16 protein-coding genes and 1 riboswitch are annotated in these 20,644 nt (G+C 71.5%); of the genes, 10 read left to right on the forward strand and 6 right to left on the reverse strand.

Features of this window, described 5'->3' with window-relative positions; genetic code table 11:
* Positions 1-321: 321 nt before the first annotated feature.
* The 3 genes from ACIOGZ_RS31635 to ACIOGZ_RS31645 all read left to right on the forward strand — a co-directional run bounded on the left by ACIOGZ_RS31635 (position 322) and on the right by ACIOGZ_RS31645 (position 3,142).
* A complete protein-coding gene (locus ACIOGZ_RS31635; RefSeq protein WP_363586951.1) occupies positions 322-588 on the forward strand; it encodes a DUF3311 domain-containing protein in 267 nt (88 codons plus the stop codon).
* The gene (mctP, locus tag ACIOGZ_RS31640; RefSeq protein ID WP_400988569.1) at positions 585-2,198 is read left to right on the forward strand and encodes a monocarboxylate uptake permease MctP; all 1,614 of its coding nucleotides are present in this window, start codon (positions 585-587) and stop codon (positions 2,196-2,198) included. The genes ACIOGZ_RS31635 and mctP overlap by 4 nt, the downstream gene beginning before the upstream one ends.
* A gap of 155 nt (positions 2,199-2,353) precedes the next feature.
* Complete coding sequence (locus ACIOGZ_RS31645) at positions 2,354-3,142, forward strand: histidine phosphatase family protein (RefSeq protein ID WP_400988571.1); 789 nt, start codon at positions 2,354-2,356, stop codon at positions 3,140-3,142.
* A 97-nt stretch (positions 3,143-3,239) separates the two neighbouring features.
* Here ACIOGZ_RS31645 and ACIOGZ_RS31650 read toward each other — a convergent pair whose 3' ends face one another.
* The gene (locus tag ACIOGZ_RS31650; protein WP_363628680.1) at positions 3,240-4,199 is read right to left on the reverse strand and encodes a helix-turn-helix domain-containing protein; all 960 of its coding nucleotides are present in this window, start codon (positions 4,197-4,199) and stop codon (positions 3,240-3,242) included.
* 397 nt (positions 4,200-4,596) lie between these two features.
* Here ACIOGZ_RS31650 and ACIOGZ_RS31655 point away from each other — a divergent pair, with 397 nt between their 5' ends.
* Complete coding sequence (locus tag ACIOGZ_RS31655) at positions 4,597-5,091, forward strand: GNAT family N-acetyltransferase (RefSeq protein ID WP_363586955.1); 495 nt, start codon at positions 4,597-4,599, stop codon at positions 5,089-5,091.
* A gap of 135 nt (positions 5,092-5,226) precedes the next feature.
* A complete protein-coding gene (locus tag ACIOGZ_RS31660; protein ID WP_363628678.1) occupies positions 5,227-7,392 on the forward strand; it encodes an acyltransferase family protein in 2,166 nt (721 codons plus the stop codon).
* Positions 7,393-7,399: 7 nt separating this feature from the next.
* On the opposite strand, the gene ACIOGZ_RS31665 is transcribed toward ACIOGZ_RS31660, so the two are convergent.
* The 5 genes from ACIOGZ_RS31665 to ACIOGZ_RS31685 form a co-directional block, all read right to left on the reverse strand.
* A complete protein-coding gene (locus ACIOGZ_RS31665; protein ID WP_363628675.1) occupies positions 7,400-8,596 on the reverse strand; it encodes a glycoside hydrolase family 113 in 1,197 nt (398 codons plus the stop codon).
* Positions 8,597-8,611: 15 nt separating this feature from the next.
* Complete coding sequence (locus ACIOGZ_RS31670) at positions 8,612-10,063, reverse strand: glycosyltransferase family 2 protein (RefSeq protein WP_363586958.1); 1,452 nt, start codon at positions 10,061-10,063, stop codon at positions 8,612-8,614.
* 83 nt (positions 10,064-10,146) lie between these two features.
* A complete protein-coding gene (locus ACIOGZ_RS31675; protein WP_400988572.1) occupies positions 10,147-11,085 on the reverse strand; it encodes a hypothetical protein in 939 nt (312 codons plus the stop codon).
* A 183-nt stretch (positions 11,086-11,268) separates the two neighbouring features.
* Positions 11,269-12,723 carry a glycoside hydrolase family 26 protein gene (locus tag ACIOGZ_RS31680; protein WP_400988574.1) on the reverse strand — a complete coding sequence of 485 codons (1,455 nt, stop codon included), beginning with the start codon at positions 12,721-12,723 and terminating at the stop codon, positions 11,269-11,271.
* Between the two features lie 141 nt (positions 12,724-12,864).
* Positions 12,865-13,890 (reverse strand): hypothetical protein, encoded by a 1,026-nt coding sequence (locus tag ACIOGZ_RS31685; protein WP_400988575.1) that lies wholly within the window; start codon positions 13,888-13,890, stop codon positions 12,865-12,867.
* 421 nt (positions 13,891-14,311) lie between these two features.
* A riboswitch (cobalamin riboswitch) is annotated at positions 14,312-14,455 on the forward strand.
* A 191-nt stretch (positions 14,456-14,646) separates the two neighbouring features.
* On the opposite strand from ACIOGZ_RS31685, the gene ACIOGZ_RS31690 reads away from it, so the two are divergent.
* From ACIOGZ_RS31690 to ACIOGZ_RS31710, 5 genes are all read left to right on the forward strand, one after another.
* Entirely contained in the window at positions 14,647-17,070 is a 2,424-nt protein-coding gene (locus tag ACIOGZ_RS31690; protein WP_400988602.1) for a ribonucleoside-diphosphate reductase subunit alpha, read from the forward strand.
* A 20-nt stretch (positions 17,071-17,090) separates the two neighbouring features.
* The gene (locus tag ACIOGZ_RS31695) at positions 17,091-18,086 is read left to right on the forward strand and encodes a ribonucleotide-diphosphate reductase subunit beta (protein ID WP_079136257.1); all 996 of its coding nucleotides are present in this window, start codon (positions 17,091-17,093) and stop codon (positions 18,084-18,086) included.
* A gap of 428 nt (positions 18,087-18,514) precedes the next feature.
* Entirely contained in the window at positions 18,515-19,018 is a 504-nt protein-coding gene (locus ACIOGZ_RS31700; RefSeq protein WP_363619349.1) for a DUF6879 family protein, read from the forward strand.
* On the forward strand, positions 19,015-19,845 hold the full coding sequence (locus ACIOGZ_RS31705) for a helix-turn-helix transcriptional regulator (protein WP_363586964.1): 831 nt from the start codon (positions 19,015-19,017) through the stop codon (positions 19,843-19,845). Before ACIOGZ_RS31700 ends, ACIOGZ_RS31705 begins: the two co-directional genes overlap by 4 nt.
* Before the next feature lie 115 nt (positions 19,846-19,960).
* On the forward strand, positions 19,961-20,503 hold the full coding sequence (locus ACIOGZ_RS31710) for a DUF5753 domain-containing protein (RefSeq protein ID WP_400471802.1): 543 nt from the start codon (positions 19,961-19,963) through the stop codon (positions 20,501-20,503).
* Positions 20,504-20,644: the final 141 nt, after the last annotated feature.

A 20,644-nucleotide genomic window follows, 5' to 3' on the forward strand; every position in this document is an offset into this window, starting at 1 on the left:
CCGGGCGGGGCACTCCCCCCGCCACCACGGGCACCGGCGCGCGCGACCCGCGCGCGCCGGTGCCCGTTCGCGTCACGGAAGGGGCAGTACCGGTCGAATACGACCGGATGCCGTCCGGATGGCGGGAAGTTGCGCCGACCCCGGTGACATGGATCACCCCATGCCCTAGATTGCGCAGCCGTACTGACTGTCGATCACCGATGGTGCTGCTCGGCGGGTTCGCGGGGGCGTGCGGTGCCCCGCGGGCTGCGGCGCCGACGGGGAGAACCCTCCGGAGCGGAGCCGAAGATGCCGTCTGATCCCGATACCGTCGAACCTGTCATGCCCGAGCCACCCGGGGAGCGGGTGCCCGCAGTGACCCCCGAACGGGTGCTGGCCGGGCTCGCCCTGCTCGTGCCGATCGTCGCGACGCTGTGGGTGTCCTCGTACGACAAGACCGACCCGGGCGTCGGCGGGGTGCCGTTCTTCTACTGGTACCAGCTGCTCTGGGTGCCGGTGTCGGCGGTGTTCACCGTGGCCGCGTACCTGCTGATCAACCGGGACGAGAAGGCCCGCAAGGCGGCGCGGAAGGCGGGTGGCGCGCGATGAGCCACGTCAACGTGCCGGCCCTCACGGTCTTCGTGCTGTTCTTCGTCCTGGTCACCGTGATGGGCTTCCTCGCCGCCCGCTGGCGGCGCGCGGACGACGTGGCGCACCTGGACGAGTGGGGCCTGGGCGGCCGCAGCTTCGGGACCTGGGTCACCTGGTTCCTGCTCGGCGGCGACCTCTACACCGCGTACACCTTCGTCGCCGTCCCGGCGGCGGTCTACGCGACCGGTGCGGCGGGCTTCTTCGCGGTGCCGTACACGATCGTCGCCTATCCGCTGGTCTTCCTCTTCCTGCCCCGGCTCTGGTCGGTCTCCCGGGTGCACGGGTACGTCACCCCGGCCGACTTCGTCCGCGGCCGGTACGGCTCGCGGCCGCTCTCCCTGGTCGTCGCGCTGACCGGGATCCTGGCCACCATGCCGTACATCGCGCTCCAACTCGTCGGCATCCAGGCGGTCCTGGACGTGCTGGGCGTCGGCGGCGGCGAGAACGCCAACTGGTTCGTCAAGGACCTGCCGCTGTTCCTCGCCTTCGGCGTGCTGGCCGCGTACACCTACTCCTCCGGGCTGCGCGCCCCGGCGCTGATCGCCTTCGTCAAGGACGCCCTGATCTACATCGTGATCATCGTCGCGGTGATCTACATCCCGATCCGGCTCGGCGGCTACGGGCACATCTTCGACGCGGCCGCGCACAAGTTCAGCGCCCCCAAGTCCGCCGGCTCGCTGACCCTCCCGGGCGACAAGCAGTGGACGTACGCGACGCTGGCGCTGGGCTCGGCGATGGCGCTGTTCATGTACCCGCACTCGGTGACCGGTGTGCTGGCCTCCAAGTCCCGCGGCACGGTGCGCCGCAACATGGCGATCATGCCCGCGTACTCGCTGATGCTGGGCCTGCTGGCGCTGCTTGGCTTCATGGCCATCGCGGCGGGCGTCGGCAAGGGCGACAAGAAGTTCAACGCCCAGCTGTCCGTGCCGCAGCTGTTCGCCGACATGTTCCCGGACTGGTTCACCGGCGTGGCCTTCGCGGCGATCGGGATCGGCGCGCTGGTGCCGGCCGCCATCATGTCGATCGCGGCGGCCAACCTGTTCACCCGCAACATCTACAAGGAGTGGCTGAAGCCCGCCGCCACCCCGGCGGACGAGACCCGGATCGCCAAGCTGGTCTCGCTGCTGGTGAAGGTCGGCGCGCTGGTCTTCGTGCTCGGCATGGACAAGCAGGCCGCAATCAACCTCCAACTGCTCGGCGGCCTGTGGATCCTCCAGACCTTCGTGGCGATCGTCGGCGGCCTGTTCACCCGCTGGTTCCACCACTGGGCGCTGTTCGCCGGCTGGGCGGCCGGCATGGCCTACGGCACCTGGAAGGCCTACGGCATCGCGAGCCCCGCCACCAAGCACTTCGGCGGCAACGCGGCCGCGATCCCCGGCATCGGCGAGATCGGCTACATCGGCCTGACCGCCTTCGCGCTCAACCTGATCGTCGCGGTGGCGCTCACCCTGGTGCTGCGCGCCGTCAAGGCACCCGAGGGCCCGGACGAGACCAGGCCCGCCGACTACAGCGCCGAGGCCGGCGACGAGGAGCCGGAGAACGCGCCGGAGCCCGTAGCGGCGCACTGATTCGCGCCGCACGCGCCCTGTGATCGCGCCGCCCTCTCCGTGAACACTGGAGAAGGCGGCGCGATCATATGTATGAACAGCCGCCTTCGCAGGGCACCACCAGACCGGACCGGCGACCGGCCGGCAACTGATCGACCCACGGGGAGCACGCGGCCATGGCAGAACTCGGCACCACCCTCAACGGCCAGCACCAGTCCACCCAGAGCCCGCACCACCTCACCACCCACCGCCCGGCGTCGGCCACCCGGCTGCCGTCCCTGCTGATCGCCACCCGACACGGCGAGTCCACCGCCAACGTCGAGTTCCAGCTGGCCGAGGCCACCGGCGCGCTCAGCGTCCCGATCAGCTGCCGGGACGCCGACATCCCGCTGTCGCTGCACGGCCAGCAGCAGGCCCAGGCGCTCGGCCGCTGGTGGGCCGCCCTGCCCAGCACCGACCGCCCGCGCAGCGTCTGGTGCTCGCCGTACGTGCGCACCACCGAGACCGCCCGGATCGCGCTCGCCCAGGCCGCCGGGCTCGGCGCCGTCCCGGTCACCCTCGCCGTGCGCCACGACGAGCGGCTGCGCGACCGCGAGCTGGGCGTCCTGGAGATGCTGACGCGGGCCGCGATCGAGGCCAAGCACCCGGAGGAGTCCGCCCGGCGGCGCAAGATGGGCGAGCTGTACTACCGGCCGCCCGGCGGCGAGTCCTGGGCCGACGTCGCGCTGCGGGTGCGCAGCCTGCTGCGGGACGTCTGCGAGGAGGAGGCCGGGCGGCCCGTCCTGCTGGTCGCGCACGACTGCACGGTGCTGATGCTGCGCTACGTGCTGGAGCGGCTCACCGAGGAACGGCTCACCGCGCTCGCGCCGGTGCGCAACTGTTCCACCAGCCTGTGGCGCGCCCAGGACGGGCGGCTGCACCCGGAGCGCTGGAACACCGTCGACCACCTCGCCCCGGAGAATTGACGAGCCGTCACGCGCCCTCGTCCGGTCGCGCCTCGTCGCCCGGTCACTCCCCGTCGCCCGGTCACTCCCCGTCGCCCGGTCACACCTCGTCGCCCGGTCACGTCTCGTCGTCCGGGCAGGCGAAGCAGCGCCGGTAGGCCAGCGGCGTGGTCCCCAGCCGGCGCCCGAAGTGGTGCCGCAGCGCGGCCGCGTTGCCGAAGCCGCAGCGGGCGGCGATCGCGTCCACCGGTTCGGCGGTGGACTCCAGCAGCCGCTGGGCGAGCAGCACCCGCTGCCCGGTCAGCCAGCGGTGCGGCGTGGTGCCGGTCTCCTGCTGGAAGCGGCGGGCGAAGGTGCGCGGGGACATGTGGACCCTGGCGGCCAACTGCTCGACGGTGCAGTCCCGGTCCAGGTGGTGGCGCATCCAGTCGAGCAGCGGCGCCAGCGAGTCGCCGTCGCCGCCGGGCAGCGGGCGGCTCACGAACTGGGCCTGCCCGCCCTCCCGGTGCGGCGCCACCACCATCCGGCGGGCGATCCCCCGGGCCACCTCGGCGCCCTGCACCTTGCGCACCAGGTGCAGGCAGGCGTCGATGCCGGCGGCCGTCCCGGCCGAGGTGATCACCGGGTCGTCGTCCACGTACAGCACGTCCGGCTCGACGGCGGTCCGCGGGAAGCGCCGGGCCAGGTCCTCGCTGTGCCGCCAGTGGGTGGTGGAGCGGCGGTCGTCCAGCAGCCCGGCGGCGCCGAGCACGAAGGCGCCGCTACAGATGGACAGCACCCTGCCGCCGTCCGCCACCACCGAGCGCAGCGCCGCCAGCAGCGGCTCCGGGTACTCCGGGCGGATCGCCGTCGCGGTGACCACCACCAGGTCGGCCCCGGCCAGCCGCTCGGGGCCGTGCGGGACGTCCACCGCGAACCCGGCGTGCGTCGTGTGCGGCCCGGGGCGGGCGCCGGCGATCGCGAAGTCGTACCCGGGCAGGCCGTCGGCCGTGCGGTCGAGGCCGAAGACCTCGCAGGCGACACCGAGCTCGAAGGGGTGGATCTCCTCCAGCACCACCGCGACCACGTTCTTCAGCATGCCGCCCAGGATGCCCCGGCCGGCACCGGCGACGGAAGGGCCGGATGGCAGTTTTTCGATGAGATCAGTCATTCCTGCCACTCGTGGCCGCCGCCCCGCCCGACCAGAGTGGAGCCATGGACAGCGGCACTCTCGCAAGCGCAATCGCCCTGGTCGGGGCCGTCGGCGGTTTCGGCCTGCTCGGCACCCTGATCGGCCGGGAGGTCGCCCGCGGCGCCGCCACCGGCCGCGACAACTGGCACCGCCCGGGCGGCTACCCGGCCGGCCCGGAACGCCTGGACCGGCTGTACGGCACCATGCCCGCCGCCTCGCTGCGCCCCTCCGCCGACCCGGCCACCCTCCCGGTCCGGGCCACCCCGGAGATCACCACCCCGGACGGTTCCGGCACACTGACGGGATGGACATCCTCATCCGCCAGGCCCTTCCGGAGGACCTCGACGACGCCGGCCGCATCACCGTCGAGGCCTTCGTCGGCGACGGCCACACCTCGCCCGAGAGCAGCTACGTCGAGCTCCTGCGCGACGCCGCCCGCCGGGCCCGGGAGGCCGAGCTCCTGGTCGCGGTCGACCAGGCCGAAGGACGGGTCCTCGGCTGCGTGACCTACGCCGTCGGCGGCACCGAGTGGGCCGACATCGCCGGCCCGCGCGAGGGCGAGATCCGGATGCTCGCCACCGCCGCGGCCGCCCGCGGCCGGGGCGTCGGCGAGGCCCTGGTCCGCGCCACCATCGCCCGCAGCCGCGAACTCGCCCTGGACGGCATGGCGTTCTCCACCCGCCCGCAGATGACCGCCGCCCACCGCGTCTACGAGCGGACCGGCTTCCGCCGCACCCCCGAGCGCGACTGGTCCCCGTACCCGGGCATGGACCTGATGGTCTACAGCCTGGCGTTCTGAGCCCGGCCGGGGCGTCGTCGGCTCTCCTCCTCCCCGGTGACCGACAGACGATCAACGGACGTCTTTTGATATAAACCACAGATCACGTCTGATGCCACGTCGCGGCAGCCGACCGATCCCGGGGGGACGCACCACATGGACGACGGGCCCGGCCTCGGCACGCCCGCGAGCGGCCCCACGCTCCAGGACATGCGCACGTCCCGGGGCATCGAGCCCCCGGCCACCAGCCGCTACGCGATCCCCGCACCGGCGCCCCGGCCGCGCGGGCCGCTGCCGCCCTCCGTCCGCTTCCCGGCGGTCGACGGGCTGCGCGGCCTCGCCATCGCCTCCGTCCTGCTCTACCACACCAACTGGTTCCAGAACGGCCTGTTCGGCGTGGACGTCTTCTTCGTCCTCTCCGGCTTCCTGGTGACCCTGGTGCTGATCCGCGAACTGGACCGCACCGACGGCATCCGGCTCGGCGTCTTCTACCGCCGCCGGGCCAAGCGGCTGCTGCCCGGACTGCTCGCCACCGTCCTCCTCGTCGTCGCGCTGTCCGCACTGGTCAGCCCGCTACGGGACGTCAGGGACCTCCGCCCGCAGGCGCTCGCCGCGCTCGGCCAGGTCGCCAACTGGGCCCAACTGGCCCGCGGCGACGCCTACTGGCAGCACTTCGCCTCCATCGACCCGCTCGCGGCCATGTGGTCGCTCAGCATCACCGAGCAGTTCTACGCGCTCTGGCCGCTGCTGCTGCTCGCGGTCTTCGGTCTCTGCCGCCGCTCGCTGCGCGCGACCGGCGTCGTCACCGCCGGGCTGTTCGTCGTCGCCGCGCTCGTCGCCCCGCTGATGTGGAACGGCGACAACAGCGACCGCCTCTACCTCGGCACCGAGACCCGCGCGGTCGGCTTCGCGGCCGGCGCCACCGCCGCCTTCGCCGTCCACCTGCGGCTGCGCCGCCAGGTCCGCGCGGCGGCCCCCGGCGGCGACGGCGCCACCCGCTCCCGGCGGCGCCTGCTCGACCGCTCCGGAGCGGCCGGCACCCTGGCGCCCGCCCTGCTCGGGACCGCGGCCCTCGGCGGCCTGGTCTGGGCCAGCCTGTCCGTCAGCGGCTACCACGAGCCGCTGCTCTACCAGGGCGGGCTGGCCGCGGTCGCGGCGCTGGCCGCCGTCCTGGCCGCCTCGCTCTGCCACGACCGGGGCCCGCTGGTCCGGCTGCTGTCACTGCCCCCGCTGCGGCTCACCGGCACCATCTCCTACAGCCTCTACCTGCTCCACCTGCCGGTGTACTGGCTGCTCCAGCACTACGTCGACGACATCTCGCCGCAACTGCTGCTCGCCATCGGCGCACCGCTCTCCTGGGTGCTGGCCTGGCTGATGCACACCGGCACCGAGAAGCTGCGGGTGCTGCGCTGGCGGGCCTTCCCGGCCGTCCCGCTGCTGGCCGTCGCCACGGCGGTGGCCACCACCGGCGCCTGGTACCTGCCCGCCTGGGTCCAGTACGACATGCGGTCCGGGCCGAGCGGCAAGCCCGCGGTCCTCGTCCTCGGCGACTCCTTCGCCCAGGACCTCGCCACCGGCCTCTACCGGCACGGCGACCGCTACCGGGTGGTCGACGGCGGGATCAGCGGCTGCGGCGTGTTCGACCCGGACAAGGTGCGCACCACCTCCGGCGAGGAGTTCGACACCAGCCGGGAGTGCCGCGACCGGGCCGCCGCGTGGGACCGGCAACTCACCGGCGCCGCCCCGCAGGCCGTCGTGATCCACCTCGGCTGGGACGCCGCCGAGCAGTACCTCGACGGCAGCTGGCTCAGCCCCTGCGAGGAGGACTACAGGAGCCGCTACACCACCCAGCTCACCCAGGCCGTGGACCAGGTCCGTCGCCGCGCGCCCGGCGCCCGGGTGCTGCTGATGAACGAACGGGTCGAGAACGGCGCCATCGACAAGGGCTGGGGCACCTGTTACGACCAGCAGGTCGCCGCCTACGTGAAGGCCACCGCCGGCGCCGTCCGGCTGGTCGACCTCAACACCTTCTTCTGCCCGTACGAGACCTGCGCGTGGAAGGACCGCGACGGCCACTGGGTCACCCCCGCCAACGACGGGGTGCACCTCACTCCGGCCGGCATGCGGTTCGTGACGCCGTGGCTGGAGCAGCAGATCGCGGACGGACTGACCGGACCGCCGACGGGGCCGCCCACGGCCGCCCCGACGCCGACCTCGACACCGACGCCCACACCCACGCCGACTCCGACGGCCACGACGCCGACCACCACCAAGCCCACGGGCCGGCCGAGTTCGGCCAAGCCCGGCCGGACCGCGCCCTGACCGGAGCCTAGGACGGCGGCAGTTCGTAGGTCTGCGCGAAGCAGTCGCGGATCGCCTGCTCGGAGGCCGGGCGCCCGGCGTAGTCCATCCGCGGGGTGTCCTGGTTGGTCGGCAGGTTCGGGTCGATGCCGAAGTACAGCGACCAGAAGTACAGCCCGCGCAGCTTGCGCTCCTGCGCCACCTGGCAGACCGCGGTGAACCAGGTCGCCTGGACGGCCTCGTTCAGCTCGGTCTTCTTGTAGTACTCGCCGGGCGTCTTGTAGGCGCCCTTCTGCGCCGGGATGCCCACCTCGGTGAGCTTGGTGGTCGGCTGCGGACCGCTGCCGCGCTTGTCGAGCCAGGCGTTCCAGCTGGCCCTCAGGTCGGCGACCGGGGCGTCGTCACCGGCCGACTTGGCCGGCGGGTAGGCGTCCACGCCCGTGCCGTCCGCCGGCACCGCTATCGGGCCCTTGGACCAGTTGTCGAAGTTCGCGTCGTACACCAGCTCGCCGTGGAAGGTCTTCCGCGCCTGGTCGATGAGACCGGGCCACCGCGGGTCGCCCTCCAGCGAGTTGAACTCGGTGCCGATGGTGACCTCGGCCGCGGAGTGCTCCTGGGCGGTCTTCAGGTAGGGCGTCAGGAAGGCGGCGTAGCTGGCGAACCAGGCGTCCCGGTCGGTCGGTGCGATGTTGCCGCGCCACTTGAGGGTGTTGAGGTAGTCGAAGACGTCCTCGTCCATGATCGGACGGATGGTGGTGCGCAGGCCCGCCCGGTGGGCGGCGTCCAGCAGCAGGGCCAGCCGCTCCGGGGTGGGGGTGGTCGGCCGGGCGGCGACGGCGTTCGACCTGGTGCCCGTCGTGTAGTACGGGAAGGTCACCGACAGGGAGTTGGCGTTCAGCCCGACGACGTACTTGACGATGCGGTCGACCTTGCCCTGGACGAAGTTGTCCGGGTCCGCCGGATCGTCCAGCCAGTACACCTGCACACCCCACTCGGGGCTGCCCTCGGCCCACGGGCGGGCCACCCTGGGGCCGGTGTCCTCGACCGGCGGCGCGTCCTTGCCGAAGCCCCAGACCCGTCCCTGCTCGGTCGCGGAGCCGGCCCAGTGCACGGCGGTCGGGCGCTGGTGGACGAACTTGAGCGGGTGGTCCCCCCAGACCACCGGGACGGCGACGGTGATGGCGACCACCACGGTCGGCAGGATGAAGATGGCGGGGCGCTTCACAGCGGTGACCTCCGATCAGGCCGGCTTGGCGATGACGACGAACTTGTTCTCCTCGCCCTTGAGGAACTTGACCAGCCCGCGCAGGCCGCCCCAGCCCTCCAGGAAGGAGAACAGCGGGATGGCCGCCACCACGACGATCGGCTCCCACCACTTGCGCCGGTGGTTCGCCGAGGCGACGACGTTCAGGCGCAGGCCCTCCCAGTACGTCCAGATGACGTAGGCGAAGTTGATCGACCAGACCAGCACCACGGACTGGGTGACCGGGGAGGTGTTCCAGGTGCCGGTGAACCAGGCGACCAGCAGCACCAGGCCGACGTGCTGGAGCGGGCCGAGCACCCAACTGACCATGCCCATCCCGATGAACAGCCGGTACCGCAGCGGGATCGTCCTGTTGAAGCAGAGCGCGACCAGGCCCCAGGCCCAGCGCTCGCGCTGCTTGAGGAAGTCCTTGACCCCGGCCGGCGAGGCGCCGTAGCAGCGCCCGTTGAACCAGTCGCTGCGGCCCGGGTAGCGCTGGCAGAAGTTCAGCGCCATCTGGGCGTCCTCCACGATGGTCTTCGGGCCGAAGTCCCAGCCGATGGTGGCCTCCACCGAGGAGCGCATCAGGAGCAGTTCGCCGTGCACGCCGGCGATCGGGGTGCCGGTGCCGGTCATCGCGCGGAAGCGGGCGATGTCGTCGGCCGGGCGGATCGCGTCGGCGAGCCAGGTGAAGGTGGAGACGGCGTTCTCCCGCGGGTACGTCAGGATGCCCTGCGCCATGTGCTTGGCGTCGTCCCCGGCCCGGCGCTGCCGGTTGACGAACTGCGCGACGGCGGCGGCGGTGTCCGGGCCGACGCCGGTGTCGTCGTCCATGTGCAGCACCCAGACGTCGTCCTCGGCCTCGCCCTCCTCGATCCGCAGCTCGTGCGAGTAGTGGTTGGCGCGGGCCTTGAACTTGGTGCCGTTGGCCGTCTCGTAGGCCTTCGGCACGGTCACCACCCGGATCAGCGGGTTGCGGGCGGCCAGACCGTCGATCTTCTCGGCGGCCGCGCAGCCCTCCTCGGTGAGGACGTCCACCCGCATCCACGGGAAGTAGGCCGGCAGGTGCTCGACGTACGAGAGCACCGAGCGCTCCAGCGCCGGATAGGTGTCGTGGCGGCCGATGGTCGGCACCAGCACGATCAGGAAGTCGTCCTCGACCGGCACGGCCGGCGTCATCCGGCTCACCTGGCGCAGCCGGCGGCGGACCATCAGCACGCCCTGGAAGCCGATCAGGACGCCGAACACCGGCATCCCCCACAGGATGGTGATCGTCCAGCCGAGCGGGGTGGGGTTGGGCACGTAGGCCCAGACCGAGAAGGCGAAGATGACCGTGAAGGAGAAGTAGAACGGGAGGACCCGGGGCTTCCACGACATCTGTCGCTCGGCGAGCCGGGCGGCCTCGCGGGACGTGGTGAGCACCGTCCGTGCGGGGGATGTCGATGGCATGGCGAAAGTCGCTCCTCGTCTGGTGTCGGGCCGATCCCGTGCGGGAGCCGGGTCGTTCGCGAGCGGTCCGGGGCTGCGGAGGTTCAGGCCTGCGGCGGGCGGTCCGTCGGCGGACGGTCGGCCGGCGGACGGTCGGCCGGGGAGACGCCCGGACCGGGGGCGACCGGACCGGGGGCGACCGGACCGGGCGTCACCGGCGGCGCGGCGGGCCACGGCTGCTGGGCGAGCGTCGACGGGTGCGGGGCCGGCTGGGCGGCCTGCTGCGCGTACGGCACCGGCTGTGACGGCTGCGAAGGCTGGGCCGGCTGGGCCGGCGCCGACTGCGGCCAGGCAGCGGGCTGCGACTGCGGCTGCGAGGCCGGGGGCTGCTGCGGCCACGCGGGCTGCGGCTGCTGTTGGAAGGGCGGCTGCGGTGGCCAGGCGGCCTGCGGCTGCGGCTGCGGCTGCGGCCAGGCGGACTGGTGCTGGTGCTGGTGCTGGAACGGCGGCTGCTGGTACGGCTGCGGGCCCGGGGCCGGCTCGGCCGGGATCGTCCGCAGCAGCGACCAGTGCACCTGGCCGCCCGACGCCGCGGCGGCCTCCGGCGCCCGCGGCTCCCGCCACTTCAGCCGGGCCAGCAGCAGGATCAGCGCCGCGGTGACGGCCACGCCGAGCGCGAAGGTCGCGAGCTTGAGCCCGCCCTCGGTGGTGCTGGTGAACCACTCCCGCTGCGGCTTGTCCAGGAGCGCGCCGGTCAGGCTGCGCACCCGGTTGTACCCCTCGACCAGTGCGACGCCGGCCGCCACCCCGAGCGCCCAGCTGCGCCCGCGCAGCAGCAGGATTCCCGAAAGCAGGTAGATCAGGCCGTAGTTGAGGCTGCCGGTCTCGGCGTCCACCGAGGTGCCGCCGTAGTAGAAGATGCCTTTGACGTAGGTCGCGAACCCGACCTGGCCGAAGCAGTTGTACGCCGCCCAAGCCAGCAGCACCACGCCCCAGCCGACGGCGATGCCGCCGGCCGCGCGCATCGCACGCGCCTGTCCCATCCCGCACCCCCGCCCCGCCGGGCCCGTCCCGGCGTCAGCCCCTCGGCTTCGCCGCCACAGGATGCCACACGGCACAACGGACACGGTATTCCGGCCGTTCAACGGAATTCGGTGGTGTAGCGCACCTCACGGCGACCGGCTCGGCGGACGCGCGGGGGCGGCTCGACGACCCTGCGGACCGGCTCAACGAACGTGCAGGCCGCCCCAGTCGACGTTCGCGCCGAACGGGCCGGCGCCGCCGGTGAGCGCCAGCGGGCTGTGGTAGGTGGCGTTGACGTCCGCGCTGGAGTTGCGCGGCTGGTCCAGCGTCAGGTTGTCCGAGGTGAGCGACTGCCCCCAGACCGTCCAGATCGTCCAGGGCGTGCACCGCAGCGTGTCCGGCTGGCGGGAGTTGACCGGGACGGCGAAGGACTCGGCCAGGATCCGCGGCTTGCCGTAGCCGGCGAGTCCGTCGTAGTACCGCTTGGTCCACACCTCGCCGGTGCCGATCGGGTGCGCGGGGCTGCCGCTGTAGTCGTCCACCCCGACCACGTCGACGTACTGCGAGCCCGGGTAGTAGTCCCACGGGTCCGCGCCGGGGGCTCCGTCCCAGGACACCGGCGTCCAGACGAACAGCAGGTTGTGCAGGCCCCTGGTCTCCACCAGGTAGCGGTAGGTGATCCGCCACAGCGCCTGGTAGTCGGCCGGCTTCTGGCCCGACCACCAGAACCTGCGGGAGCAATCCTGCACGTTCATCTCGTGGTACGGGCGCAGCAGCACCGGCACGTCGTGGGCGGCCAGGTACTCCAGGTGGTCGGCCAGGTAGGACAGGTCGGTCATCAGCGCGCGGTACTCGGGGGTGTCGTGCGCGCTGTCGACGACCCGGCCGAACCAGCCCTTGTCCTTGGCGGCCGGAGAGTTCGAACAGAGCACCTGCTCGAAGGACTTGACGTCCGAACCCGGGTAGGGCTGGTGGAAGGACATGCCGACGATCCCGGCCGGCCCCCCGCCGTTGTCGGGCAGTTCGGTGGTGGTGCCGTCGCAGTTGTGCTGGACGCCGGCCGTGCCGTAGCTGCCGTCGTCGGCGCGCGGGTGACCGGACCAGACGGCGGAGAGCAGGTCGACGGCGTCGTCGGTGTACTGCCAGCCGGCCCGGCAGGTGGGCCACCGGCCGGCCGAGTAGGAGCGCGGGTCGCCGACGCCCCAGCCGGTCTGGCCGTAGCCGGGGCCGAGGTCGGTCTCGACGAAGCCGGGCAGCTTGCCGGTGAGGTCGGCGGCCTTCTTGTAGTAGTAGCCGACCTGCTTGGTGCCGCGGTAGTCGCCGTACTCGGGGTTGTTGCGCTCGTTGTGCGCCTCGACGTGCTGGCCGATCACCGTCCCGCCGCTCTGCCCGGTGCGGGCCCGGTCCTCCAGGTCGGCGAGCAGCTGCTGGACGGCCCGGGCGTTCGGCGAGGCCTGCGGATCCCGGGCGAGCAGGTCCCGGCCGACCTCCGGCGGCAGGGTGCGGCCGGGGAGGCCGACCGTCACCGGGACGCGGGCGGGCCGTTCGCCGTCGGCCCGGCCGTCACGCTGCAACAGCGCCACGGCGCCCGCGGCGACCACGACCCCGGCCGCGGCCAGGACGGCGGGCCTGCCGCGCAGGGCTCTGGGCAGGGCCACGGACCGCTCCTCCGGTTGCTCGCCGGCACCGGCCCAGGCGGACACAACCGGAACACTCGTGCGAATGACTGCCCCCGAGAGCCTGCCACACTCCCCCGGCACCGGCGAGCGAACCCGCCGGGGCCGGGGTGCCACGGCGGATCAGCCGGCCGCGGCGGCCCCCGACGCACCCGGCGCGGCCGCGGACGCGGCCTTGGCGCGCTGGAGCAGCTGGCCCTTCACGTGCTCGCCGAAGCCGACGGCCGCCGCGGTGGCGGTGGCGTCGGCGGTGTCGCCGCCCTTCGCCGAGCCCTCGACCGTGAAGTAGGCGTACCGGCCCAGGGTGTTGTGCGTGTTGGTGCAGCCCGGAGTGGCGCAGAAGGCCGGCGCGCCCGGCGCGACGGCGCCCTTGAGGTGGCCGGTGTAGCTCTTCATCGAGGTCTCGGCCTGGATCTTGTGGTCGAAGACCGCGACGCCGACGGTCACCGCGCTGTCGCCGGAGACGTAGGTCGCCCGGAGCACCTTCTGGCAGCCCTGGTCACCGAGGACCTTGCCGAGCCCGCCGGTCGTCGAGTTCCCGTCCCAGCAGGGCGAGTCCAGCGAGACGAAGGTCCGGTTCCAGGTGGCGCCGTTGACCGTCACCTGGAGCGCGGAGAACAGTGCCCCCGCGTCCTGCGGCGCCGGGTCGGTGGCGGCCTCCCAGATCGGCTTCGACGGGTCGTCCGGCGCTCCGCCCGGGGTGCCGGACGGGTTCCCGCCCGGGGTTGCGGCGGCACTCGGCGCGGCACTCCGGGCGGCACCCGATGCGGCGGAGGACGGCCGGTTGGAGGCCGAGGCGATCGGCCCGGCGACCGGCTTGTCGCCGCCGCCCTTCGTCAGCAGCACCGCCCCGCCCGCGATCAGGCCGCCGACCAGGACGACCGCGACCGCCACGCCGAGGGCCCGCAGTCGGCGGCGGCGCTTGCCGTCCGCCGCGTTGCGGTCCGCCAGCGCCTCCCAGTTCGGCTCGGCGCGCTGCGGCGCCTGGGGCTGCGGGTACGGCTGCGGATGCGGCTGGGGATGCGGCTGGGGGTGCGCCTGGGGGTTCGGCTGCCACTGCGGCGGCAGCTGCTGCCCTGGCGGTCCCGGCTGCGGCAGCGGAGGCTGCCCCGGCGGACCGGGCTGCGCCACCGGCTGCGCGGGCGGCACCGGAGGCCCGTACGAGGCCGGCGGCGGCCCGAAGCCCCCGCTCGGCGGCAACACCGGACCGGGCACCACCGGCGGCTGCTGACCGTGCGCGTCCCCCGGCCCGGGGGGAGGCGTTCCCTGCGGACCCTGCCCGGGTGCGCCAGTTCCGTCGCTCACGCGCCCCCTCGCTTCGCTCGATGATCGCTTCGCGAAACGCGCCCCTCGGCGCTTCGCTCGCTCATGCGCCCAGATCGTAGGGCATGCCCGCGGCAACCGGTCCGCCCGGTGACCGTTCCGTATCGAAACCAGGACGCCGGGGCCCGGAATCAGGGCGTCGGGAGCCCGGATCCGAGGCGCCCCAAGGCCACGACCCGCCCCCTCCCGGCACCACCGGTTATCGCTCCGACACACCGCGCCGTACTACATGTGGGGTCGCATCAGAGAGACACCACTAGATGTATGCTCAATCCTGCTGTCGATGCAGGGGAACCCGGTGCGAATCCGGGACTGCCCCGCAGCGGTGAGCGGGCGGCTACCAGTAGCCGCCCCGCGAGTCCGAGTACCTGCCGACGGTGTGCGCACGGGCCCTCCCGCAGAGGCCGCGCCAGCACGAGAACTACCTTCCGGGCCTCGCGGGCGGGCCGGGGACGCCACTGTCGCGCGACGCTTCCTGCGTACGTGCCGTGCTCCCCTGCCCCGAACGGCCCGGTACCCCCCGATCACCGCCGCCGATCGCCGCCAGGAGAGAGCGCCTTGACCACCGCTGCCTCAGCCACCCTGCCCGCCCAGGGCACCGGCCCCGCCCCCACCGACCCGACGGTCTCCGACCCCGGCGGCGCGCTCCTTCGGCTGCTCACCGACCGCAGCGTCGATCTCCCCCAGGTGGACCCCGGCCATGTCGCCGCCGCCGCGCTGCGCGGCCGCCACGCCGGCTCGGACTTCGCCGAGCTGCGCGGGCTGGCCGTGGACGCCGCCGCGTCGATGATCGCCGAGGACCCCCAGTACTCGAAGCTGGCCGCCCGGCTGCTCGCCCTGGAGATCGTCGACGAGGCGAACAGCCAGGGCTCGCGCTCCTTCGCCGCCTCGATCGCCGTCGGCCACGCCGAGGGCCTGATCGGCGGCACCACCGCCGCCTTCGTCACCAAGCACGCCGCCGCCCTGGACGCGCTGATCGACGCGCACGGCGACGACCGCTTCGAGTACTTCGGCCTGCGCACCGTGCAGTCCCGCTACCTGCTGCGCCACCCGATCACCCGCAAGGTCATCGAGACCCCGCAGCACTTCCTGCTCCGCGTCGCCTGCGGCCTGGCGGTCGGCGACAGCGAGCAGTCGGTGCGGGAGGTCGCCGAGCTGTACGGCCTGATGAGCCGGCTGGAGTACCTGACCTCCTCGCCGACCCTGTTCAACTCCGGCACCCGGCACCCGCAGATGTCGAGCTGCTACCTGCTCGACTCCCCGCTGGACAACCTGGACTCGATCTACAACCGCTACGCGCAGATCGCCCGGCTGTCCAAGCACGCCGGCGGCATCGGCCTGTCCTACTCGCGCATCCGCTCGCGCGGCAGCCTGATCCGCGGCACCAACGGCAAGTCCAACGGCATCGTCCCGTTCCTGCGCACCCTCGACTCCTCGGTCGCCGCCGTCAACCAGGGCGGCCGCCGCAAGGGCGCGGCCTGCGTCTACCTGGAGACCTGGCACGCCGACATCGAGGAGTTCCTGGAGCTCCGCGACAACACCGGCGAGGAGGCGCGGCGCACCCACAACCTCAACCTGGCGCACTGGATCCCGGACGAGTTCATGCGCCGGGTCAACGCCAACGAGGACTGGTCGCTGTTCTCCCCCGCCGACGTGCCCGAGCTCGTCGACCTGTGGGGCTCCGACTTCGACGAGGCCTACCGCAAGGCCGAGCTGGCCGGCAAGGCCGTGCGCACCATCCCCGCGCAGACCCTGTACGCCCGGATGATGCGCACCCTGGCGCAGACCGGCAACGGCTGGATGACCTTCAAGGACGCCTCCAACCGCGCCGCCAACCAGACCGCGCTGCCCGGCCGCACGGTGCACTCCTCGAACCTGTGCACCGAGATCCTGGAGGTCACGGACGACTCCGAGACCGCCGTCTGCAACCTCGGCTCGGTCAACCTCGGCGCCCACGTCGCCCCGGGGGCCTCCGTCGACGACCTGCTCGGCGCCATGGACTGGGAGCGCCTCGACGCCACCGTCCGCACCGCCGTGACGTTCCTCGACCGCGTGGTGGACATCAACTTCTACCCGACCACCGAGGCCGGCACCTCCAACTCCCGCTGGCGCCCGGTCGGCCTCGGCGTGATGGGCCTCCAGGACGTCTTCTTCAAGCTGCGGATCGACTTCGACTCCGCCGAGGCCGCGCGGCTGTCCACCCTCATCGCCGAGCGCATCATGCTCACCGCGTACGAGCGCTCCGCCGACCTGGCCGAGCAGCTGGGCCGCCACGAGGCCTACGGCGAGACCCGCGCCGCCCGCGGCGAGCTGCACATCGACCACTTCCCGACGGCCGCCCCGCAGTGGGCCGACCGCTGGACCGCGCTGCGCGCCCGCATCGCCGAGACCGGCCTGCGCAACTCGCTGCTGCTGGCCATCGCGCCGACCGCGACCATCGCGTCCATCGCCGGCGTCTACGAGTGCATCGAGCCGCAGGTCTCCAACCTGTTCAAGCGCGAGACGCTGTCCGGCGAGTTCCTCCAGGTCAACCCGTACCTGGTGCGCGAGCTCAAGGAGCTCGGCGTCTGGGACCAGCAGACCCGCGACGCCCTGCGCGAGGCCAACGGCTCCGTCCAGGAGCTGGGCTGGCTGCCCGCCGAGGTCCGCTCGCTGTACCGCACCGCCTGGGAGCTGCCCCAGCGCGCGCTGATCGACCTGGCCGCGGCCCGCATGCCGTACCTCGACCAGAGCCAGTCGCTGAACCTGTTCATGGCGGCGCCGACCATCGGCAAGCTCAGCTCGATGTACGCCTACGCGTGGAAGGTCGGTCTCAAGACCACCTACTACCTGCGCTCGCGCCCGGCGACCCGGATCGCCCAGGCCGCCTCCGGTACCGCCCGCGCCGCCGCGCCCGCGCCCGCGTCCTCGTCCGTGCCCGTGAACACCCCGACCCTCACCCCGGAGGAGGAGGCCGCGCTGGCCTGCTCCCTGGAGAACCCCGAGTCCTGCGAGGCCTGCCAGTGAGCACCCCCGACCGCGAGAAGATGCTGCTCGACCCCGGCTTCGAGCTGACCCTGCGCCCGATGCGCTACCCGTCGTTCTACGACCGGTACCGGGACGCGATCAAGAACACCTGGACCGTCGAGGAGGTGGACCTGCACTCCGACGTCGCCGACCTGGCCAAGCTCAGCGAGGGCGAGCGCCACCTCATCGGCCGCCTGGTCGCCTTCTTCGCCACCGGGGACTCGATCGTCTCCAACAACGTGGTGCTGAGCCTCTACAAGCACATCAACTCCCCGGAGGCGCGGCTGTACCTGTCGCGCCAGCTCTTCGAGGAGGCCGTGCACGTCCAGTTCTACCTGACGCTGCTCGACACCTACCTGCCCGACCCCGAGGACCGCAACGCGGCCTTCGCCGCGGTGGAGAACATCCCCTCCATCCGCCAGAAGGCGCAGTTCTGCTTCAAGTACATGAACGCCGTCGACCACATCGACTCGCTCCAGACCAAGGAGGACCGCCGCGCGTTCCTCCTGAACCTGATCTGCTTCGCGGCGTGCGTCGAGGGCCTGTTCTTCTACGGCGCGTTCGCGTACGTGTACTGGTTCCGGTCCCGCGGTCTGCTGCACGGCCTGGCCACCGGCACCAACTGGGTGTTCCGCGACGAGTCCATGCACATGGACTTCGCGATGTCGGTCGTCGACACCGTCCGCGAGGAGGAGCCCGACCTCTTCGACGACGAGATGGCCAAGCAGGTCACGGAGATGCTGGAGGAGGCCGTCGAGGCCGAGCTCCAGTTCGCCCAGGACCTGTGCGGCGACGGCCTCGCCGGCATGAACACCGACTCCATGCGCCAGTACCTGGAGGCCGTGGCCGACCAGCGCCTCGCCCGCCTCGGCCTGCCGATCCGCTACGGGTCGACGAACCCGTTCGGGTTCATGGAACTCCAGAACGTCCAGGAGCTGACCAACTTCTTCGAGCGCCGCGTCTCCGCGTACCAGGTCGCCGTCGAGGGCTCCGTCGCCTTCGACGACGACTTCTAAACCCGCAGACACACCAGAGGTGCCCCGCCCGGCTCACCGCCGCGCGGGGCACCTCTGTCTGTACCGACCCGACCGCCCACCCCATCCCCCTGAACTCCCCCGCCCCCACCCGGCGTTCACACCGGGCGGGGGCGGTCGAACGACTTTCCCGTTCTGGAAAGATCAGGTTCTTGACCCTGTGCCCAGAGAGCCGGGAGCATCGGCCAAGACAGGAACCACCGGCGACTGGAGGCACCTGATGCTGCGTTGGCTGTCTGGGAATGGGTCCTGCAACGACGGATCGTGCCCCACGCTGTGGGGCACCGAGAACGGGGACTACGTGGTCCAGGGATACGCGATCACCGACCCTTACCGTCTGGCGGAGTTGAACCTGCCGGACGGCGAGTCGGCGGTCGTGATCCCCGCTGCGGTCCTGGAGGGGTACTTCCATGCTCAAGGGTGAAGACTTCGGCCGTCTCTTCAAGACGTTCGAGCGAACGGCCTTCCGGCTCGAAACTCTGGCCGTCTACGACGTGGACGACGAACGTGAAGAGTTCGCGGATTTCCTCGCCGGCAAGGGGCTGCCGCCTGGCCGCTTCGACAACCCCTGGGTCCGCTCCATGACGGATCTGGGCAAGCAGGTGGCCCGGGTGCACGTCCTCCACTCCCCCTTGTCGGACTACCTCCGCTACGAGCTGGCGTCGTACCCCGGCAACATCAAGGCCGGCGAGTCGATCGGCATCATCGACACGGCTCGCCAGAAGGTGGCCGGGCTACCGGACCACGACTTCTGGCTGTTCGATGACGCCCAGGTCTACCGGATGCACTACACGGATGCAGGGCAGTTCCTCGGAGCCGAACTCCTGCCCGACGACTACCTGAGCGAGTACCAGCAGTACCGGGAGATCGCTCTGACGAACGCCGTGCCTTTCGGGGAGTACTCGGCGGCTTGAGCGGAGAACAGCACAAGGACTTGGGCAAAGCCCTGCGGGCGCTACGGATCGCCTCGGACAAGACAGCCGAGACCGTCGCCCGCAGGGCTTCCATGTCTCCAGCCAAGCTTTCGAAGATCGAAAACGGCAAGACCCTGCCGAGCGTGCAGGACGTGGACCTCATCCTGACCGCGCTCGGCATATCAGGCGAAGCCAAAGCAGAGTTCCTGGAGGCAGCCCGCGGCGCGGCGACCGAAGAGGTCGCCTGGCGGGAACTCCGCCGAATGGGCCACTGGAAGCACCAGCACGCCATCAAAGCCATCGAAGCCCGAACAGGCCTTCTCCGACTCTTCCAGGGACAGCTGATTCCTGGACTGCTCCAGAGCGCCGAATATGTCTCGGCCGTCTTCGCCTTGCACCCAGAGCTGCCAGAAGAGGCGAAGACGAAAACGATCGCAGCTCGACTGGAGCGCCAGGCCGTATTGTACGACCGCCAGCGGCAGTTCCACTTCCTCATCTGTGAACATGTACTACGCTGGCGGATCTGTCCTCCTGCCGTCATGGCTACACAGCTCGATCGCCTGGTGTCACTGTCCCGCCTTCCCAACGTGACCATCGGGTCTATTCCCCTCGCCAGACGAATGCCGGACTTCCCAATGACATGCTTCAGCATGTATGACGATCGCCTGGTCATCGTGGAGACGTTCCATTCAGAGATCACCACTCACGATCCACGAGATGTCGGCGTCTATCTGTCAAAATTCTCCGAATTCGATGCCGTAGCACTACACGGAGACGACATGCGCGCACTGGTCGAAGGGATCCGAGACGAATTCCTTCGAGAATAAGAATCCAAAGGAATCCTCAGTGGAAAACAGGTCGGATTCAGCACGGCTCGCGGGTCCAGAGCGGCAGGACGCCAGAATCCTCCGCTGAAACGGCGCGGACAAGAAGCAGGTTGAGCTGGCGAGCCTTGAGCGGACCTCGACGGAACCCCGCCACTTCCTGCCGACCATGATCACCGGACTGCTCTCGACGCCGGCGTACGTCAACGCCAGTCTGGCCCAGATCCCCGGCGATCACTCGAGGGTCATCGCCAAGAAGCTTGAGCGGCAAGCCGTACTCCGCGACGTCACCAAGAGCTTCACCTTTGTTTTGACGGAGCAGGCCTGCCTTTGGCCGCTGGTACCGGCGCAGGCCATGGCCACGCAGCTCGACCACCTGGCTTCGGTCTCCCGCTTGCCGAATGTTCGACTCGGAGTCATCCCGCTGGCCGGCCATATGCCGAAGGCGCCGATGAACGTCTTCACCGTCTACGACGCATCCTTGGCCACCGTTGAGGTAGCCGCAGGCGTGCTCGTGTTCAACAGGCCCCACGACGTCCAGGAGTACCTGGACACGTTCCGAACCTTCGAGAATTACGCGCTCTGGGGCGAGGACGCTCGGGCCGCGTTGCACGAGTGGACTTCCCGCCATCGGGAGACATCACAGGATCTCTGCCGATAGCCAACCAGCGAACCTTCGCGGTGCAGGAAGTCGACCGGTCCGACTTCCTGCGCCCACGTTCGGCGGGATTCGGTGGGCCACCTGAGCCCTACGATCCCTCCCGTTCGACCCGGGCGGAAAATGGAATGCGCGCACTGCCCA

Origin of the sequence: Kitasatospora sp. NPDC088160 (genome assembly GCF_044741445.1) — a bacterium.
Classification (GTDB): domain Bacteria; phylum Actinomycetota; class Actinomycetes; order Streptomycetales; family Streptomycetaceae; genus Kitasatospora.

Bases quoted from the DNA above. Each gene is read 5' to 3' on its own strand.
- ACIOGZ_RS31695 (WP_079136257.1), top strand. From the start codon at position 17,091: ATGCTGCTCGACCCCGGCTTCGAGCTGACCCTGCGCCCGATGCGCTAC.
- ACIOGZ_RS31700 (WP_363619349.1), top strand. From the start codon at position 18,515: ATGCTCAAGGGTGAAGACTTCGGCCGTCTCTTCAAGACGTTCGAGCGA.
- ACIOGZ_RS31660 (WP_363628678.1), top strand. From the start codon at position 5,227: ATGGACGACGGGCCCGGCCTCGGCACGCCCGCGAGCGGCCCCACGCTC.
- ACIOGZ_RS31650 (WP_363628680.1), bottom strand. From the start codon at position 4,199: ATGCTGAAGAACGTGGTCGCGGTGGTGCTGGAGGAGATCCACCCCTTC.
- ACIOGZ_RS31635 (WP_363586951.1), top strand. From the start codon at position 322: ATGCCCGAGCCACCCGGGGAGCGGGTGCCCGCAGTGACCCCCGAACGG.
- ACIOGZ_RS31655 (WP_363586955.1), top strand. From the start codon at position 4,597: ATGGACATCCTCATCCGCCAGGCCCTTCCGGAGGACCTCGACGACGCC.
- ACIOGZ_RS31670 (WP_363586958.1), bottom strand. From the start codon at position 10,063: ATGCCATCGACATCCCCCGCACGGACGGTGCTCACCACGTCCCGCGAG.
- mctP (WP_400988569.1), top strand. From the start codon at position 585: ATGAGCCACGTCAACGTGCCGGCCCTCACGGTCTTCGTGCTGTTCTTC.
- ACIOGZ_RS31675 (WP_400988572.1), bottom strand. From the start codon at position 11,085: ATGGGACAGGCGCGTGCGATGCGCGCGGCCGGCGGCATCGCCGTCGGC.
- ACIOGZ_RS31645 (WP_400988571.1), top strand. From the start codon at position 2,354: ATGGCAGAACTCGGCACCACCCTCAACGGCCAGCACCAGTCCACCCAG.